The organism is Spiribacter salilacus (assembly GCF_009649225.1).
GTDB classification, from domain to species: domain Bacteria; phylum Pseudomonadota; class Gammaproteobacteria; order Nitrococcales; family Nitrococcaceae; genus Spiribacter; species Spiribacter salilacus.
Map to the genome: position 1 here is coordinate 127,644 of NZ_WJPP01000004.1, position 18,490 is coordinate 146,133.

Below are 18,490 nucleotides of genomic sequence, written 5' to 3' on the forward strand. Positions count from 1 at the left end.
AATGTCATCGCTTCCGCACTGGCTGGTTGCCGTGGGGGTGCTGCAGGATAAAACCGGCGCGGTACTCATTACCCAACGCGACCTAAAGCGACACCAAGGTGGGCGCTGGGAGTTTCCCGGTGGAAAGGTAGAGCCCGGCGAATCTGTTTTAGATGGCCTTGCCCGAGAGCTCAATGAAGAATTGGGTATTACTATTGGTCAAACCCAGCCTTTGATACGAATCCCTTTTGAATACCCTGAGTGTCGGGTCACCTTGGCGGTTATCAGGGTGCAAGAATGGCAGGGTCAGGCGCATGGTCGAGAAAATCAGCCCCTGCGGTGGTGCCCGATATCAGAACTGGATGTGCAAGCATTTCCAGCTGCTAACTCGCCCATCATTACAGCGCTAAAATTGCCGCCCTTTTACGTCATTACGCCAGATTGTGGTTCGCGTGCCGAGTGGCCAGCCTGGCTGGAGCGGTTAGAGCGTGTGCTTGCTAACGGCGCTAAGCTCATTCAGTTGCGCGTCTCTTTGCCCCCCAGTGAGCAGGCCGCATTAGCCCGTCTAGCCCTTGAATGCTGCCATCGGGCAAATGCAGAGTTGTTAATTAATCGAAATGCCGAGTTGGCGGAGCAGATTGGGGCGGACGGCGTGCATTTATCCGCAGCTCAGCTAAACACGCTGTCGCAGCGGCCGCTGCCTGATGCGGCATGGGTGGCTGCGTCTTGTCATAATACAGATGAATTGGCTGCCGCAGCAAAGCTGGGCGTGGATTTTGGTGTGCTCAGTCCTGTGCGCCCGACAAGCAGTCATCCTCATGCTCAGCCGATTGGCTGGGCCGGTTTTGGTCGATTGGCAGCTAAAGCGCCGTTTCCACTGTATGCGCTGGGCGGAATGAGCCCGAACGATCTTGCGAGTGCGAGGCAATTGGGTGGGCAGGGGGTGGCCGGTATTAGCGGCTTTGGATAACGCAGCGCTCTAGAATAAAGGGCACATCGTGGTCGACTTGTTTGGGTCGTTCTCCATGCGAGGGCTGATGTAAAAATCGAATCGTGCAAAAGTGACGGCTGCCGCTGATTTCAGGGAAGCATTGGGTCGTACGATCCATGCGCACCCGTAGCATCTGTATAGCGGTGTTGGGATCTAACTTGGCGTTATAGCTACCACCGGCGGCAACTTCATCAATAGGATCGGCACTTTGCCTTAATACTCGAAGGACCAGAGCAGAGCCTTCAGAAATAGCCTCAAAGCCACTAAGCCATTCTTTTATTAGCGCCTGCCGTTCGGTAACTGGCGACTGTAGCCAAAGATGATAGCCGGGTAGATCAAACGCACAGGTTCCACCCAGTACCCCCGCTCGCTGGCTGATTGCCGTTAGAAAGGCATTGTCACGCATCGAGGCAGGTAGCCCGGGAGGCGCCTCGCGAAGCGCTTTGCTCACACGATCTGCTTGTTCGAGCACCGTTTGCAGCTGTTGACCTTTAACACCGGGCAGACCGCGCAGTTGCGAAAGGGTTGAGCGTTGGCGCTCTAGCTCTTTTTGCAATTCGGCGCGAACATCACTGCGGGTTAGTAGATCAATAATATCAAGCAGCGCATCGACGGCCGTGCGCGCATGCCATTCGCTGTTGCCAGTTTTGCCAAACTCCACGCGCTCGAAGAGAAAATTTAGGCGCAGCAGGGTTCGAATCCGCTCGTTGAGTGGGTATTCATAGGTAATTAAATCTTTGGTCGGATTACCTGCCATAGTCTGCATTGTCACTCAGGCCTATGCCGTGAGCAAATTCCGGTTAGGTTGTAGTGAGACTCAGGTACTTGTTATGCAGCGCTAAAATCTCATTGTCTAAACTTTCTAGAGCAGCATCGTTATGGATAACGTCATCGGCTTTGGTCAGTCGGCTTGATCGGTCTGCCTGGCTGTTAATTATCGCTTGCGCTTTTTCAGCAGAAATGCCGTCGCGCTGCATTAAGCGGGCCTTTTGCGTGCTTTCGGGTGCATCAATAACCAAAACCCGATCGACAAGCCGATCCCAGCCTTTTTCAATTAACAAGGGCACTACCAAGACTACATACTTTGCGTCAGCCGCGGCAATTCGGTTAAGTGCTAAGTCACGGATGGCAGGATGAGTGATTGCTTCGAGATCAGCGCGCGCTTGAGCGTCTTCAAAAATAAGATTACGCAATGCACGGCGGTTTAATTGCCCGGTAGCGTCTAACACAGAGTTGCCAAAGCGCGCTTTAATAGCATTAAGGGCGGGCATCCCGGGCGCAACGACTTCGCGGGCAATCGCATCAGTATCGATAACAGGAACGCCGAGTTGTGAAAAACCCTCAGCGACCGAGCTCTTTCCGCTTGCGATCCCACCGGTTAGTCCAATGACAAGGGGCTTACCCATACGCTCAATTAACTCCATGAAAACGGAAAGACTAACGCGATCCAGCCGGCGCCGGCTAGCCAAGGTCCAAACGGCATTGGGTCTTTTCGGCCAGCCTTACCAAGCGCCATCCGCATAATCGCAAATAGGGCGCCTCCGCTTGCGGCTAACATAAGCACAAACGGCAACGCCCCAGCGCCTAGCCATGCCCCTAGCATGGCAAGCAGTTTAAAGTCGCCATTTCCCATACCGAATTCACCCGTTAGCAGATGGTGTAGGGCATTCATTGACCATAAAATCAGATACCCGATAGCACTGCCAAGAATGGCTTCTGTGGGTGTTAGTGAGCCTGGTCCCACTGCAAACAGCAGGCCCGCCCATAAGCCAGTTAGCGTTAAGCAGTCTGGCAAAATAAAATGCGCCTGATCAATGGCCGCTAGGGTAATTAACCCGGCGCTAACTGCCATGAGGCAGACCCCGATGATGTCAGCGTCTAATTGCCAAGCAACGATGCCAAAGCTTGTGGCGGTGAGCAGTTCAACGAATGGATAGCGCAAAGAAATTGAGCCATGGCAGCTATGACAGCGACCGTGGCGCTTTATCCATCCAATTACGGGCAGGTTGTCATGCCAACGCAGGCGATCTTTGCACTGTGGGCAGTGGGAGGCTGGCCAGAGAATGCCGGGTGGGGCATCTTTATTATCACCGCCGGCCCATTGATGTTGCAGTTGGGCGGGTAGTCGATAGATAACAACATTTAAAAAGCTGCCAATCAGTAACCCTAAAATAAAGCTGACAACGCTGCTCAAAATACCCCTCCCATCTGAAAAACGGGCAGGTACATCGCCAACACCAGCCCGCCAACAACCACACCAAGAAAAACCATGAGTAACGGTTCGATCATGGCGCCAAGAGAATCAACGGTGGCCTCTACGGCTGCTTCTTCCTGACTTGCAACGCGTTCGAGCATTTCACCAAGTGCGCCGGTTTCCTCACCAACGGCAATCATTTGAGTTACGTGAATTGGGAAGGCGTGGGTGTCTGCCAAAGCAGTGGCTAGACCCTGGCCGCCGGTAATTTGCGCTTGCACCTGTTCGGTGATTTTTAAGAAGTAGCGATTGCTGGTTGCGTCGGCAGCGCCCGGAAGCGCTTCTGAAAGAGGCATTCCGGCCTGCAACATTAGCCCAAGCGTGCGGGTGAGGCGGGCGATCAGGGCCCGTTGTTGAAAGGCACCAAAAAGCGGAATACGCAGCTTAAGCTTATCGATAACTAAAGAGAGTCCGGGCAGGTGTTTGCCTAAGCGCAAACTGAGCATGAAACAGAGTCCAATGCCAATGCCGAGCTGCCAGCCTCCCGATTTAAGCCACTCTGAGGCACTAAGCACCCGGGCGGTAACCATTGGGAGCTCTGCGCCAAAATCGCCAAACATCTCAGCAAAACGCGGTACCACAAATAGCAGCAATGCAAGGCTGACCGCACTGGCAACGGCCAAAACCAGTAAGGGGTAGCGCATGGCGCGGCTAACCTTTTGTCGCAGCAGAGCTTGTTGTTCTGCATGATGTGCCACGCGGCTGAGCAGCGGTTCTAGCGCGCTTGCCTGCTCGCCGGCGTCAATCAGATTGCAGGTAATTGCATCAAAGAGCCGGGGGTGGGCGCGCAGGCTAACGGCCAGTGGTTGACCTGAGGCAATCTGGGCAATTACCTCGTCCATTGCTTGAGCTAATCCCCGATGCTGTGTCGTACTGCGAATAATTGCCAGTGCTTGTACCAGTGGGATTGCGGCGTTGCTTAGGGTGGCAAGTTGTCGCAGCATTTGAGGGACCTGCTTGCTGCCACCCGATTCGGCATTGGCTTTAGCGAATCGTCCGAAAGCTTCAGGAATGCGTAATTGTCGATAAGGAATGACACGCGCGTTGATTAATTGGGCGCGCAGCTGATGCCCATCAGTAGCCCAATTGAGGCCGTATCGCAACTTGCCATGTTGATCGATGCCGTACCAAAGGAAATAGCAACGCATCTTTAAGACTCGTTCGTGATTCGCAGAACTTCGGAATGGTTTGTGAGTCCCTCGCTTACTTTTCGATTGCCCGCGCTACGTAGGTCTTCTGCGGGTACAGGCGCTGTGCCCGCTAAAATTGCCTGGCATGCACTCGCATCCATTGGTAAGAGTTGGTAGATCCCAATCCGACCCCGATACCCCCCGGTGCACTGAGCACAACCTGCATGCTCGGGGCCGCAGGCAGGGCAAAGCCGGCGGACGAGCCGCTGAGCGATAATTAGGTTGACCGAGGCCACGATATTCCAGGGCTCAATGCCCATGTTTAATAGGCGTGTAATGGCACTGGGGGCGTCGTTGGTATGCAAGGTTGATAGAACAAGATGCCCGGTTTGCGCTGCCTTGATGGCAATGTCTGCCGTTTCTCGATCACGAATTTCTCCTACCATAATCACGTCAGGATCTTGGCGCAGGAAAGCCCGCAACGTGCGTGGAAAATCAAGCCCTGCTTTGGGGTTAATACCGACTTGATTTACGCCGGGCAGATTAATTTCCACAGGATCTTCGACGGTCAGGATGTTGCGCTCAGAACTGTTAAGGCGCCTTAATCCGCTATAAAGCGTGACTGTCTTGCCAGAGCCAGTGGGTCCAGTCACTAAAATCATGCCATGCGGGCGATCTATAGCGGTGATGTAGGTAGCAAGTTGCTCAGGATCCAGCCCCAGAGAGTCGAGCGCAGGGGCGTTATCAGCCGTTGAAAGCAGCCTTAAAACCAGCTTTTCTCCATAAAGGGTGGGGCATATGCTAACCCGAAAGTCCACATTGTCTCCCGCATCATTTTGTAATCGCAGGCGACCATCTTGAGGCAGTCTGCGCTCAGCAATATCAAGCCTCGCCATTACCTTAATGCGGGCGGCAATACGGCCTGCCATGGTGATCGGCGGTGTTGCAACCTCGTGCAAAATGCCATCCTGACGAAAGCGGATACGGCAGACGCCCTCAAATGGTTCGATGTGAATATCAGACGCAACATCATCAATGGCCTGCTGTAGTAAGCGATTTACAAAGCGAATAACCGGCGTGTCGTCATCGCGATCATCATGAACTTCTGTTGCGATGCTGGGCGTACTGGTTTCAAAGCCATGATCAACGCGACCCAGTGCAGCGGCAATCTGTGCGCTCAGGGCGTCATCAGCCACGATCATCGGCTCAGTGGGTACGCCGGTCTGAAAGCTAATTTCGTCTAATGACGCGAGTTCGGTTGGGTCAGAGATCGCAACCTGCAGACTGCCATCAGTTTGCGTTAATGGAAGAACATGCAAGCGCCGAATGAGCGCGGGATCAACCTGATTGACTGCCTTCTGCTGGGCTTGCCATTGATATCCCGATAGTAGTGGGAGATCAAATTCTTCAGCAATGAGGCGGGCTAATGGCGCGGGTGGCAGTAATGCTTCATCAAGCAGGTAGCGGATGAAAGAGCTGCTATTGCGCTCGGCGGTAGCAAGTGCCTCGTCACAACTCGCTGCATCTAAAAGACCAGCAGCGATAAGTCGCGTGGCAAGCTGGGGGCGTTCTGGTTTTGGCATGCGCCCAGCAAAACATGCTGAGGCTATCGTTACTGTGGACTGGTTCGCAGTCTAAAGCGGGCATTCACCCATAATGAGCCACCGATGATGGCGCCACCGAGTGCTAAGCGGAGCAGATCGACGTCGCGATTCCAAATGACTAAATTCACGATCAAGCCAGCGGGAACTAAGGCATTGTTCATTACGGCAAGTGTACCCGCGTCAACTCGACGCGCGCCCTGATTCCAAAAATACAATCCGGCCCCAGAGGCGGCGATGCCGAGCCATAGCAGCACACCCCACTGAGTCAGGGTGGTTGGCATCATCTGCGTATTTCCGAAAATAAAAAAGCTGGGCCCTGCAATCAGGAGGGCGCCGATATAAAAGTAAAAAAAGTGGTGGTAGGCCGGGCCCGTGTTGGGGTGTTTTCTGAGCAAATGCTTGTAGCCCACCTGACCTGCTGCAAACGCAAAATTTGCTAATTGAATTAACACAAACCCAATAAAAAAGTCTTCGGTGATACCGTCGTAGCGAATAACCGCTGCGCCGCCCACCGCAATGAGCGCTGCCAGAAGAGAGACAGGCGAGAAACGGCGGAACAAAGAGTCGTCAATTAACGCCACATAAATGGGCGTAGTGATGGTAAATAACAAGATTTCTGGCACGCTCAAATACCCAAATGCGCGGTATAGGCAGAGGTAAGTCACGCCAAACTGCAGCACACCAACCAGTGTGACACCGCTGATGAGGGTACGCGGAAGCCCACGGAATTTGGTGAGGGGTAAAAAGAGCAGCCCTGCCAGAATAACCCGGCTCAGTACGGCAAAGTCACTATCGACATGGCCTGCTAAGTATTCCCCAATTAAGCTGAAGGAAAACGCCCAAAGCAGGGTGACAAAGATCAAGTAATTCATAAGCAGCGGTCCTCACCGACGGGCGAATAACTCTCTTGCGGCTGTTTCGCCGGCTGGTTTTAATCTCAGCAGGTTACCATTTTTTTCAATGAGGGCTTGCTCAAGCGCGCGTTTGATAACGGCATTGGCGTGAGGTTGAGGCCAGTTTAAATGTTGAGTTAGCGCAGCTTGGGTGTTCTCTTCGTCAACTTGAGCCGTATTCTGATGAGTTAGAAGGTGTGCAAGCATGACCCGGCAGTCATGCTCAAGTCGCGCTTTTCTTCGACGTAACAACTGCGCTAGCAAGCCTTGTTGCGGGGCAAGCAATAATGTGGCTGCAAACCATACCCCGGTCATGCTGGCCATCATGCCGGCAATCGAAACATTCCAGTAGACCGCCAGTGCATAGCCTGAGACGCAGGCAGCAGTGGAAAGCCCGATCGCTAGGCAAACCATTAACCACAGGCGTCGTGTAAGGAGATAAGCCGTGGCGGGTGGCACGATGACAAAGGCTACAAATAAAATAGCGCCGACGGCATCAAAGGCAGCCACCGCGGTAACGCTGGTTAAGGTCATTAATGCGTAGTAAAGGGTGCTGGGGAATAATCCAAGCGCTGCGGCGAGCGCGGGATCAAAGGTGGCAAGCTTGAGTGAATGCCAGAAAATGCCCACAAACAGCAAATTGGCAATTAATACAAGACTCAGTGTGATGATCGATAGGGGAATTTCCCAACCGGCCAGTGGAACAGTGTTTAACCAAACAAATCCAATCTCACCCAGCAAAATCGTATCGGTATGGATATGAACCTCGCGTGCGTATAACGCGATTAATAAAACACCAGCGGCAAAGAGGGCTGGAAAGACAAGACCAATGGCTGCATCCATCCTGACTAGTTGCGACTGCGCTAGCCACTGCGTTAATAAAACCGTTAGTACGCCTGCGAGTGCAGCACCTAGTATAGGGATAGGCCCAGATACCTGGCGTGTTACCAGCCAGACTAAAATAATGCCTAAAACAATCGAGTGACTAATAGCATCTGACATCATAGCGCTGCCGCGGAGCACTAAAAATGTGCCAAGCAGAGCCGCGGAGGCCGATGCGAGCACGCCCGTTAGGATAATGCTGGCCGTGATCATCCGCGTTTGACTCCGCGAATTGGAAATTTTCGGCGCTTTGCGTCATGCGGCACTGTCACCGCAGGCAGCCTTTTGGTGAGTCGACGTCGGGCCCGTGCTTGCCAGAGAATGCCGCGTTGCGGTGCGATGAGCAAAGAGATCAGCACAATGCCGGTAATGATCAAAACAACAACAGGCCCAGTAGCAAGCCCACGGCCTGTTGCGCTCACCAACGCCCCTCCAGCGCCTGCCACCGCGCCAAGCAGGCCAGCCAGCATCACCATGCTGCTTAAGGATCGGGTCCATTGCCGAGCGGCGGCGGCTGGTGCGATGAGGAGTGCCACCATCAGAATAACGCCCACCAACTGCAACCCAAGGACAACGGCAATTGCAACGATCAGGGTTAACGCGCCCTCAAGGGCCAATACAGGCAAACCCAACACCTGAGCTGATGCCGGATCGAAGCTAACTAACTTAAATTCTTTCCAAAACAGTAATACCACCCCCAGCAATAGGGTGCCGGTACCAATCATCAAGGAAATATCCCCTTTGGTGATAGCAGCGGCTTGGCCAAATAAGAAACTGCTTAACCCAGCGCTACCGACACTGCCTTGTGCCTGAATCAGGGTGAGGAGCACGGTGCCAATCGCAAAAAACACACTCAGTGCGATGCCTAGTGCAGCATCGGTTTTGAGTCGAGTGCGTTTAGTGATGAGCATGACGCTTAGGGCAGCCAGCGTTCCGGTGACTAGAGCGCCGGGTAATAGCAGGCTTAACTGCCGCTCCCCTGCAATGAGATACCCAATGCACACGCCCGGTAGGGCGGCATGACTTAAGGTGTCGCCAAGCAGGCTTTGTTGGCGCAGAACAGCAAAGCTGCCAAGAATCCCGCTCATTGCACCAAGTAGCGCGGCCCCTAAGACCACAAGCTGCACAATTTGGCTGCCCAGTAAATCTTGCAGAAAACTCATGGGCTCAAGCGACGGCCATAGGTGGCGCGGAGGTTTTCTTCAGTAAATATTTCATTAAGCGGGCCTTGAGCGACAACCTGAACATTAAGCATTACTAGCCAGTCGAAATGGGCCTGCACATTTGTTAAGTCGTGATGCACAACAATCAGTGTTTTGCCGCGATCACGCAGTCGCTTCATCAGCTCAAGAATAATATTTTCAGTGGTAACATCAACGCCCGCGGTGGGTTCATCCAAAATAATGATCGGCGTGTTTTGCACCAAAGCACGCGCAATAAAAACCCGTTGCTGCTGGCCGCCCGAAAGCTCGCTAATTTGGCGTTCAGCAAATGCCTCCATGCCTACTTCTTGTAGCGCTGCCAACGCGCGCGCGCGGTGTTCACGGTTGGGGCGTTTAAACCAGCCAAGTTCGCCATATAGGCCCATTTCTACAACATCCCCCGCTGTGGTGGGGAAATCCCAATCCACACTTTGACGTTGCGGCGAGTAAGCAATCGCTTGACGCATTTCGCTCAAAGGCCGGCCTAGGAAACGAATATGCCCCGCTACCGGTTTGAGCAAACCAAGGACGGCTTTTAACAGGGTCGATTTACCCGCCCCATTGGGGCCGATAACCGCAGCCATAACGCCCGGTGGGATATCCATATCGATATCCCAGAGAACAGGCGTTGCACCATAGGTGACCGTTAGATCCTCTACGTGCAGCGCAAACCCGGGCTCGTGTGTATCTACTTGTTCCAACGTGTTGCCCATTCAGTGAGTTCTGACGGCCAAGGGGCAAGAGTGCCGCCAAGAGCGACCGTAATTTGTTGAGTATTAGCGCGGAGCATGCCGATGTAGGTGCCTTCGGCGCTATTTGATTCACCTAATGAATCTGAGAAAAGCGTGCCGCCAATCACTACCTCATGTCCCATGGCGGTAGCTTCGGCGACTAGCGCTTCAATGGTGCGTGGGCTAATCGTGCTTTCCACAAAAACAGCCGGCACTGCATTGTCTACAACAAATTGAGCGACGGCACGAATATCGCCAATACTCGCCTCTGACTCTGTGCTAATACCTTCTATGGCCTCGCTAGCAGTAATGGAGTACGCCTCGGCATAGTAGTAAAACGCATCGTGGGCAGTCACAAGCATTCTTTGCTTCTCTGGGATGCTGCCAATGGAGGTTTTGATCCAGTCATCTAGGGCAGCGAGTTGCGTTTGGTAAGTGATGGCATTTGCCATCATCGTTTCTGCGCAATCAGGCCGCTGCTCAGCAATTGCCTCGGCGATAACCGGTGCAATTTGACCCCAGCGGTTCGCATCCATCCATAAATGGGGATCGAGTGTGCCCGGTGCTTCTAATAACAAATCTGTTGAATCGTAAGTGGCTCTGGCCAGCCCTACCGTGGGTGTGCGTCTTGAGAAATTTTCTAGAATCCCACCCAAACGCTCTTCCAGTGTTTTGTCGACGTAAAAGATGAGTTCTGCGGTATCCAGAGCTCTAACCGCGCGGGGTGTTGCCTCATAATAATGCGGGTCGGTGCCGGGTGGGAGCAATGTTTCAACTGCTGCGCAATCACCGGCGACTTGTTGTGCGATATCGCCGATCATGCCCACTGTGGCTAGGACGCGTAGTGGACGATTTTCGGTGGCTGTTGAAGTCAGGCTGAAACCCAAAAGCCCGATAACGATCGCAATAGTAAACGACAAGCGCCAAGCAGCCGCATGCATGGAGAAATCCTATAAGCTATAAAGTTAGTTTAAGCTAACTCAGTTTGCATGGGATGACAATAGTCGCTACGCTTAATTTTATGACACAGGAAAAAGTCTCTCTGCCAGATGCTCAGGCGCATGCGGCGCAATACGCTTCTGTTCGCCGCGCCCATGAAACGGAACTCATGGAAGACTATGTCGAGCTAATCAGTGAATTGCTCGAGACCATGGGGGAGGCGCGATCAGTCGATGTCGCAACGCGTATGGGTGTGAGTAAGGCGACGGTGGCTAACATGATTAAGCGTCTTATTGAGCGGGGATTGGTGGAAGCCGTCCCTTATCGATCGCTGTTCTTAACGGATGCTGGCTGGGCAATGGCTAAGCATTCGCGGGAGCGTCATGCTGTAGTATTCGGATTTTTACGCACGTTGGGCGTTAGTGAAAAAGTGGCACGTTTAGATGCAGAGGGCATTGAGCATCATGTTAGCGAGGAGACACTAGCCCTAATGCGCGAGTTTATTGCGCGGTAGCTGGATGTCATGGTTCCGTAACCTCATTGTCTTTATACTGCAAGGCGGTGGTATTGTCGTGTGAAAAGGGAGCAATTCGGTGGCAACCATTTTGCTGGTAGAAGATGAATCTGCGATTCGGGAGATGGTCGCGATGGCGCTCGAGCGCGCGGGGCATCGTGTTAGGCATGCAGAATCATCAGAAGACGCAGACGCCGCGATTCGTTTAAGCAAGCCAGACCTCATCTTGCTCGACTGGATGTTGCCAGGGGAAAGCGGTATCGATTTTGCGCGTCGCCTAAAACGTGAGCCCAACCGGCGTGAGATCCCGATCATTCTCTTAACTGCTCGTGGCGAAGAATCTGATCGCATTAAAGGGCTTGATTCTGGTGCTGACGACTACGTCGCAAAGCCATTCTCACCACGTGAACTTGTTGCTAGGGTTAAAGCGGTTTTGCGTCGCGTTCAGCCAACCACCGCTGAGGAGCCTATCGCCGTACGTGGCCTCGTACTTGACCCAGTCAGTCACCGTGTTAGCGGCAATCAAGAAAAAGTGGTGATGGGGCCTACCGAATTCCGCCTTTTGCATTTTTTTATGACGCATCCAGATCGTGTGTTCAATCGTGCTCAACTTCTCGATAATGTATGGGGTGCGAATGTTTATGTTGAGGAGCGTACGGTTGATGTTCACGTTCGTCGTTTGCGAAAGGCGCTCTCCCCAACAGGGCATGATGATCTCGTGCAAACAGTGCGCGGCGCAGGTTATCGCTTCTCTGCTAGTTAAGAGACAGATGACATGCTAATTAGTAATCCTTGGCCGGCTGTCATTGCGCGCAGTGCCGGCGGGGCAATGCTTTTTTTACTGATCGGGTTGGTAACTGGAAAGCTCCTTTGGGCAGTCGCGATCGGTGCCGTAACCCTGCTTGCCTATAATTTGCTTCAGCTCTATCGCCTTGAGTCGTGGCTGCGTTTGTCTCGCAAGCGAAGACCGCCGAGGGCAGGTGGACTTTGGGGTAATATTTTTGATGGCCTCGATCGACGCCATCAGCGCCAGCGTGAGCGTCGTTATCGGTTGGTTCGTCTGCTGCGGCGTTTCCGTGAGAGTGTGGATGCGATGCCGGATGGCACGATCGTGCTGACCGGTGCCGGCGAGATGGAATGGTGGAACCATCTCGCATCGGGCTATTTAGGTTTGCAATGGCCGCAAGACCGCGGTCAGCGAATTGCCAATTTGATTCGGCACCCCGACTTTGCCAGCTATTTGGAAAGTGGAGACTCAAGCGCGGCCGTTAAAATTCCATCGCCACAGGATTCTCGGCGGACGCTGGAAATTCGAATTGTGCCGTATGGCCAAGATCAGCAGCTGTTGTTGGCGCGGGATATCTCAGAGCTGCATCGGCTTGAGACCATGCGCCAAGATTTTGTTGCCAATATCAGTCATGAGCTACGTACGCCGTTAACCGTGCTGCGCGGGATGTCTGAGCAGCTCAGTGAGATGGACGACCTTGGGCCAGAGGATCTAGAGCGTCCGCTTGTACTCATGGAGCAGCAGATTGAGCGTATGACGCGTTTGGTAGACGATCTGCTCCTGCTTTCGCGGCTTGAGACTGAGGCTCCTTCAACACCCCGATCCTTAATTAATTTTAATGACATGCTCGAAGATTTGGTGGAAGAAGCCCGCGCGATGAGCAGTGGGGCGCATGTGATTACACTGACAGTCGATCATGGACTGACTGTGGCGGGTGATGAGGAAGAGCTGCGAAGCGCATTTTCTAATTTATTGGGCAATGCGGTGAAATACACCGAAAGTGGTGGCCGCATTGATGTGCGGTGGTTTGAAGCAGCAGGCGGTGCTTGTTTAACGGTGGCAGACACGGGTCGGGGGATTCCGTTGCATCATTTGCCACGCCTGACAGAGCGTTTTTATCGGGTTGACAGTGGTCGCGCCTCCCGTAACGGGGGGACGGGCTTGGGGCTTGCCATTGTTAAGCATGTGCTTTCACGTCATTCAGCTCGTCTTGAAGTAACGAGTGAGGTGGGCGAGGGGAGTACTTTCTCGGCAATTTTCCCGGTTTACGAACGCTTGGATGAAGCCTCCGGGGTAATGAAAACCGGTCAGCACTAATCCTCACGGTTTGGGTCATCGTCTTGTCATATTTCTCCTCTAGTCTTCGTCGAGCATTAACCTTAAAGCATTAACGAGGAGTTACCTCATGAAGACTTGGAAGACATCCGCCCTTGCCGTTGCAGCGGCTGTTGGCATGACCGCCGTCACCGCCGTTGAAGCGCGTGATCAAATTCGTATTGTTGGCTCCAGCACGGTTTATCCGTTTGCCAGCTATGTTGTTGAAGAGTTTGGTGCTACCACCAACTTCCAGACCCCTGTTATCGAGTCCACCGGTTCTGGCGGTGGTTTGCGTCTTTTCTGTGAAGGCGTTGGTGTTAACACCCCAGACATTTCAAACGCTTCACGTCGGATGAAGCCAAGCGAGTTTGATCGCTGCATGGAAAATGGTGTCACGGATATCACCGAAGCGAAAATTGGTTCTGATGGCATCGTTATTGCCCAGAGTGCTGACAACGAGAAGCTTGATCTGACTCTAGAGCACGTCCTGAAGGCCGTGGCGGCTCAGGTTCCACAGAACGGTGAAATGGTTGATAACCCCTACACCAACTGGAATCAGATTGACGCCAGCCTGCCTGATCGTCGAATTGAGATTCTTGGCCCGCCAACCACCTCTGGTACGCGTGACGCGTTTGAAGAGCTGGCAATGGAAAAAGTATCTGCCAAGTACGGCTTTCCAGAAGAGTACACCGACATTCGTGCCGACGGCGTTTACGTGGATTCTGGTGAGAACGATAACCTGATCGTGCAGCGGATTCGTGAAAACAAAGATGCGATGGGTGTCTTCGGTTACAGTTTCTTAGCTGAGAACGCCGATACGCTGAACGCTGCTTCCCTTGATGGCGTTGAGCCAACGGTGGAGAACATCTCCAGGGGCGACTATCCCGTAGCCCGTAGCCTGTGGTTCTACATTAAAGAAGCCCACGAAGGTGTGGTACCAGGCATTGATGAGTACGTCAGCCTGTTTATGGACGACATCATGATTGGGTCAGATGGCCTACTGATTGATGAGGGCTTGATTCCCCTGCCGGCCGCTGAGGCTGCCGAGTGGCGTGACCGGGTCGCAAACCGCGTTAACGTAGAGCGCAGCGACCTAGAGTAAGGCGTTGCAATCCTCACCCTGTTCGGTGACGATTCGCCTTTAATCGATAGCCGTCTCCCATGTGGAGGCGGCTATTCCTGAATTAAGAAAGTCAGAGACATCGAGGTAGCCTAGTGGGAATTGGACTCACAACGTTATTGCTGCTTGCCGCACTTATACCGCTAGGTCTGCTGGCGTATAGGCTGGGTCGAGGCAAAGCGCTAGCGACGATGGCCTCTGGCATTGCCATGCATTCTCGGCCTCAGCAGTACGGTTGGTACTCGGTGGTGTGGATGGGGCTCCCAGCGCTAGGTGTGGCTATTGCAGCGGCATTACTCAGCGTTTTCGGTTTGATTGCGCCATCCCGCGAGCTGGTTTTAATTGTTTCTCTTGCCGTTGCAGCCATCGGGCTGGCGCATGGACTGCGTGCGATTCGCCCTGAAGTTCGGGCGCGCAATGCATTGGATCGGGTAATTCGCCTGCTGCTATTGGGCGCGGCGTTAATTTCTATTATTACAACGGTCTCAATCGTTTTATCCGTGGTTTTTGAAGCGATGCGCTTCTTCCGCGAGGTGAGTGTTTGGGAATTTGTGACCGGTACGGTTTGGTCCCCTGGTGATACCTTTTTAGAAGCTGCCGGCCGGGGTGATGAAGTTGGCGAGGGTACGTCGTTCTTTGGCTCGGTACCGTTATTTGCGGGCACGTTTATGGTAACGGCCATTGCGATGGCAACCGCACTGCCCATTGGACTGTTATCCGCCATATTTATGTCGGAATATGCCACCCATCGCCAACGCGGCATGGCAAAGCCTATTCTGGAAATTTTGGCCGGTATTCCAACGGTGGTTTATGGGTTCTTTGCCGCCATTACGGTAACTCCCATCGTGGTGGATATTGCCAATTTCTTCGGCCTCGATGCCTCTTATAGCAATATCCTTTCGCCTGGGATTGTTATGGGTATCATGATCATCCCCTTTATCTCGTCACTGTCAGATGACGTCATTAATAGTATTCCGCAGACACTGCGCGAAGGCGCCTATGCGCTCGGCACAACAAAGTCTGAAACCATTCGGCAAGTGATTTTGCCGGCGGCGTTGCCAGGCGTGATTTCCGCCTTTCTGTTAGGGGTCTCGCGAGCCCTAGGAGAGACGATGATTGTGGTGATGGCCGCCGGCGTGCGACCCAACCTGACATGGAACCCGCTAGAGGATATGACAACGGTTACCGTGAGTATTGTTTACTCGCTAACCGGCGATTTGGCCTTTGATAGCCCCCAGACACTTTCGGCATTTGCTTTGGGTCTGGTGCTCTTTACCGTTACGTTAATGCTGAACTTGGTGTCCACCTATTTGGTGCGCCGATTCAAGCAGCGCTACGACTAAATGGGACGCGAAGATATGCAGCGACGACTGACTGGATCTGCTAACGACCCGCGCATTAAGGCGCGCTATCGTGGCGAGAAACGCTTTAAGGCCTATACCGTCACGGCGTTGTTTGTGGCGTTTGCCATTATTATTGCGTTTTTTACCGACATTATCAGCCAAGGCTACACGGCCTTTTGGCGCACCGAGGTTAATGTCACCATCGATTACAACGAGCGGGCTGAGCGCATCGGCCGTTTTGCGCTTGCCGAGGACATGCGTGAGATTGTCTCGCGGGGTGCAGTGCGCTCAATTCCGCTTGATATACGAAATAACCCTGAGTTAGCGGGGACGACACGCCAAGAATGGGTGCCCACGTACAGCCGCATTGATCAATATTTTAAAGGTAATGAAGAGTTGCCTCCTGAGATGGCGGCTCAAGTTGAAGAGCTGATGGAAGCCGGCGTTATTCGTACCACCTTTAACTGGGCGTTTTTTACTGCGGGTGATTCCAAGCTGCCAGAACTTGCGGGCATATTTTCGGCGGTGGTGGGCTCAATTTTTGTTTTGTTTGTCACTCTAATTTTTGCTTTCCCGATTGGGGTTATGTCGGCGATCTACTTAGAGGAATTTGCGCCTGACAACAAGCTGACGCAGCTTATTGAGGTCAATATCAATAATCTTGCGGCGGTGCCGTCTATTATCTTCGGTCTGCTCGGTTTAGCGGTGTTTATTAATACCTTTGGAGCGCCGCGCTCTTCGGCATTGGTTGGTGGCCTTACGTTGGGCTTGATGACACTGCCAATTATCATCATCAGCACGCGTGCCGCATTGCGTGCGGTGCCCGATCCGATTCGCTTAGGTGCTTTTGCGATGGGCTGTTCACGCTGGCAGGTGGTGCGAGATCATGTGTTGCCGCTGTCTCTGCCGGGCATATTGACTGGAACGATTATCGGTCTGGCGCAGGCGATGGGTGAGACAGCGCCATTGATCATCGTTGGTATGATCGCCTACATTCCCGAGGCGCCCGGCAGTATTTTTGAGTCGGCAACCGTGTTGCCAGCACAGATCTTTACGTGGGCCAGTGAGCCGCGAAAAGCCTTTGTAGAGAAAACCGCTGCGGGTATCATCGTATTACTCGCCGTGCTTCTTACACTTAACGCAGCTGCGGTATTCCTGCGGCGCAAGTTTGAACGTCGCTGGTAGCGGCGGGCGAGGGATTCATGGAAACTGAAGTCAAAACAAAAACGGCAACAGGGGCGCACACCATGGCCCAAAATGCGGATGGCAGCCCAATGACGGCAGAGCAAAAACAGCCCACAGTCAAGATGAGCGCGCGTGACCTCAACCTTTGGTACGGCGATACGCAAGCGCTGTATGACATCAATCTTGATTGTTATTCACGTGAGGTAACGGCGCTCATCGGGCCATCCGGTTGTGGTAAATCCACATTTCTGCGCTGCCTGAATCGAATGAATGATCTTATCCCGCAGGTCCGCCTGCAGGGGGATGTCACCTTAGATGGTGAGGATATTTATGATCATTCCGTCGATGTGGTTCAGTTACGGACTTTTATCGGGATGGTATTCCAAAAGCCCAATCCCTTTCCAAAGAGCATTTACGAGAATATTGCTTACGCGCCTCGTTTGCATGGTACAGGTACCTCTCGCTCTGAGCTTGATGACTTGGTGGAGTCGTCACTCAAACGCGCGGGGCTATGGAATGAGGTAGCGGATCGTTTGGATACGCCAGGCACAGAACTCTCTGGCGGTCAGCAGCAGCGCTTGTGCATTGCGCGTGCTATCGCGGTGAATCCAGAAGTGATTTTGATGGATGAGCCGGCCTCAGCGCTTGATCCGTTGGCAACCGCGACGGTTGAAGCACTGATTCATGAATTAAAAGACAACTACACCATTGTGATCGTAACGCATAACCTGCAGCAGGCAGCGCGTGTGGCGGGATACACGGCATTTTTCCACATGGGTAAAGTGGTGGAGTTTAACGATACCGATACGCTGTTCACTAACCCCAAAGAACAGCGCACTGAAGACTACATCACCGGCCGATTCGGCTAAGCTGTCAGGAGCGACAAGCGCCATGGATAAAAAAGGGTTCTCGCAACACATTTCGCGCCAGTACAACGAAGATCTCGAGCAGATCATCACGGGTGTGATGACCATGGGTGGCTTGGTTGAGCAGCAGCTAGAAGCGGCGCTTGATGCCCTAGTTAATGGCGATCAGGCGCAGGGCGAGAAAGTGGTTACGTCCGACTACCGAATCAATGCCATGGAAGTGGAGCTGGATGAGGCCTGCACCAATGTGCTAGCCCGACGTCAGCCAGCCGCAAGTGATCTTCGGTTAATTGTTGCAGTCATTAAGGCTATTACTGATTTAGAACGCATTGGTGATGAGGCCGAGCGTGTGGGGCGCATGGCGTTGCATCTGTTAGAAGAAGATCGCCAGCGCAGCCCCATGGCGGAAATTGCCGCGTTGGGGGATCAGGTTAAGACCATGCTACGTGGCGCCTTGGATGCGTTTACGCGAATGGATGCTGAACAAGCGGTTCGAGTGGCTCAAGAAGATATTAAAGCGGATGCTCAATACGACTCGATTATTCGGCATTTAATGAAATATCTAGAAGATAACCCCAAGTCTGTGCCGCCAGTATTGGATATCGTTTGGGCAACACGGTCGCTTGAGCGGATTGGTGATCGCTCACGTAATATTTGCGAGTACGTGATCTACTTTGTACGTGGCAAAGACGTGCGGCATACCAGTTTTGAGCAGATGGCTGCTGAAGCCACGGGTGACCGTCGCTAAGTTAG

Annotated in this window: 19 protein-coding genes; 9 read left to right on the top strand and 10 right to left on the bottom strand. The window is 53.0% G+C overall.

Annotation, left to right across the window (positions count from 1 at the left end; genetic code table 11):
- Window position 1: 1 nt before the first annotated feature.
- Window positions 2-949, top strand: coding sequence for a Nudix family hydrolase (locus GH984_RS08190; RefSeq protein WP_153719724.1), 948 nt, complete (start codon window positions 2-4; stop codon window positions 947-949).
- Here GH984_RS08190 and zapD read toward each other — a convergent pair.
- From zapD to GH984_RS08240, 10 genes are read right to left on the bottom strand one after another with little or no spacing between them, the layout of a single operon-like run.
- The gene (gene zapD, locus GH984_RS08195) at window positions 933-1,736 is read right to left on the bottom strand and encodes a cell division protein ZapD (protein ID WP_253939186.1); all 804 of its coding nucleotides are present in this window, start codon (window positions 1,734-1,736) and stop codon (window positions 933-935) included. The two genes, GH984_RS08190 and zapD, sit on opposite strands and share 17 nt — an antisense overlap.
- 34 nt (window positions 1,737-1,770) lie before the next feature.
- Window positions 1,771-2,376, bottom strand: coding sequence for a dephospho-CoA kinase (gene coaE, locus GH984_RS08200; protein WP_153719941.1), 606 nt, complete (start codon window positions 2,374-2,376; stop codon window positions 1,771-1,773).
- Between the two features lie 8 nt (window positions 2,377-2,384).
- Entirely contained in the window at window positions 2,385-3,164 is a 780-nt protein-coding gene (locus GH984_RS08205) for a prepilin peptidase (RefSeq protein WP_153719726.1), read from the bottom strand.
- Window positions 3,161-4,372 carry a type II secretion system F family protein gene (locus tag GH984_RS08210; RefSeq protein ID WP_153719727.1) on the bottom strand — a complete coding sequence of 404 codons (1,212 nt, stop codon included), beginning with the start codon at window positions 4,370-4,372 and terminating at the stop codon, window positions 3,161-3,163. Before GH984_RS08210 ends, GH984_RS08205 begins: the two co-directional genes overlap by 4 nt.
- A 2-nt stretch (window positions 4,373-4,374) precedes the next feature.
- Window positions 4,375-5,937: a GspE/PulE family protein gene (locus GH984_RS08215; protein WP_153719728.1), complete on the bottom strand. Its 1,563-nt coding sequence runs from the start codon at window positions 5,935-5,937 to the stop codon at window positions 4,375-4,377.
- 29 nt (window positions 5,938-5,966) lie between these two features.
- On the bottom strand, window positions 5,967-6,830 hold the full coding sequence (locus GH984_RS08220; RefSeq protein WP_153719729.1) for a carboxylate/amino acid/amine transporter: 864 nt from the start codon (window positions 6,828-6,830) through the stop codon (window positions 5,967-5,969).
- Window positions 6,831-6,842: 12 nt separating this feature from the next.
- Window positions 6,843-7,946: a metal ABC transporter permease gene (locus GH984_RS08225; protein ID WP_153719730.1), complete on the bottom strand. Its 1,104-nt coding sequence runs from the start codon at window positions 7,944-7,946 to the stop codon at window positions 6,843-6,845.
- Entirely contained in the window at window positions 7,943-8,896 is a 954-nt protein-coding gene (locus GH984_RS08230) for a metal ABC transporter permease (protein WP_153719731.1), read from the bottom strand. The genes GH984_RS08225 and GH984_RS08230 overlap by 4 nt, the downstream gene beginning before the upstream one ends.
- On the bottom strand, window positions 8,893-9,648 hold the full coding sequence (locus tag GH984_RS08235) for a metal ABC transporter ATP-binding protein (protein ID WP_153719732.1): 756 nt from the start codon (window positions 9,646-9,648) through the stop codon (window positions 8,893-8,895). The genes GH984_RS08230 and GH984_RS08235 overlap by 4 nt, the downstream gene beginning before the upstream one ends.
- Window positions 9,624-10,607, bottom strand: a complete 984-nt coding sequence (locus GH984_RS08240) for a metal ABC transporter solute-binding protein, Zn/Mn family (protein ID WP_153719733.1) — start codon at window positions 10,605-10,607, stop codon at window positions 9,624-9,626. Before GH984_RS08240 ends, GH984_RS08235 begins: the two co-directional genes overlap by 25 nt.
- Before the next feature lie 80 nt (window positions 10,608-10,687).
- Between GH984_RS08240 and mntR the strand changes: the two genes are divergently transcribed.
- The 8 genes from mntR (at window position 10,688) to phoU (ending at window position 18,485) form a co-directional block, all read left to right on the top strand.
- Window positions 10,688-11,119: a manganese-binding transcriptional regulator MntR gene (mntR, locus tag GH984_RS08245; protein WP_153719734.1), complete on the top strand. Its 432-nt coding sequence runs from the start codon at window positions 10,688-10,690 to the stop codon at window positions 11,117-11,119.
- A 79-nt stretch (window positions 11,120-11,198) separates the two neighbouring features.
- Window positions 11,199-11,882: a phosphate regulon transcriptional regulator PhoB gene (gene phoB, locus GH984_RS08250; RefSeq protein ID WP_369692012.1), complete on the top strand. Its 684-nt coding sequence runs from the start codon at window positions 11,199-11,201 to the stop codon at window positions 11,880-11,882.
- Window positions 11,883-11,894: 12 nt separating this feature from the next.
- Entirely contained in the window at window positions 11,895-13,223 is a 1,329-nt protein-coding gene (phoR, locus tag GH984_RS08255; RefSeq protein WP_153719735.1) for a phosphate regulon sensor histidine kinase PhoR, read from the top strand.
- Window positions 13,224-13,311: 88 nt separating this feature from the next.
- On the top strand, window positions 13,312-14,325 hold the full coding sequence (locus tag GH984_RS08260) for a PstS family phosphate ABC transporter substrate-binding protein (protein WP_153719736.1): 1,014 nt from the start codon (window positions 13,312-13,314) through the stop codon (window positions 14,323-14,325).
- Window positions 14,326-14,438: 113 nt separating this feature from the next.
- Window positions 14,439-15,686: a phosphate ABC transporter permease subunit PstC gene (gene pstC, locus GH984_RS08265; protein WP_369692013.1), complete on the top strand. Its 1,248-nt coding sequence runs from the start codon at window positions 14,439-14,441 to the stop codon at window positions 15,684-15,686.
- Window positions 15,687-16,871, top strand: coding sequence for a phosphate ABC transporter permease PstA (gene pstA / locus GH984_RS08270; protein WP_253939187.1), 1,185 nt, complete (start codon window positions 15,687-15,689; stop codon window positions 16,869-16,871).
- 17 nt (window positions 16,872-16,888) lie between these two features.
- Window positions 16,889-17,740 (top strand): phosphate ABC transporter ATP-binding protein PstB, encoded by an 852-nt coding sequence (gene pstB, locus GH984_RS08275; protein ID WP_216643643.1) that lies wholly within the window; start codon window positions 16,889-16,891, stop codon window positions 17,738-17,740.
- A gap of 22 nt (window positions 17,741-17,762) precedes the next feature.
- Window positions 17,763-18,485: a phosphate signaling complex protein PhoU gene (gene phoU, locus GH984_RS08280; RefSeq protein WP_153719737.1), complete on the top strand. Its 723-nt coding sequence runs from the start codon at window positions 17,763-17,765 to the stop codon at window positions 18,483-18,485.
- Window positions 18,486-18,490 lie beyond the last annotated feature (5 nt).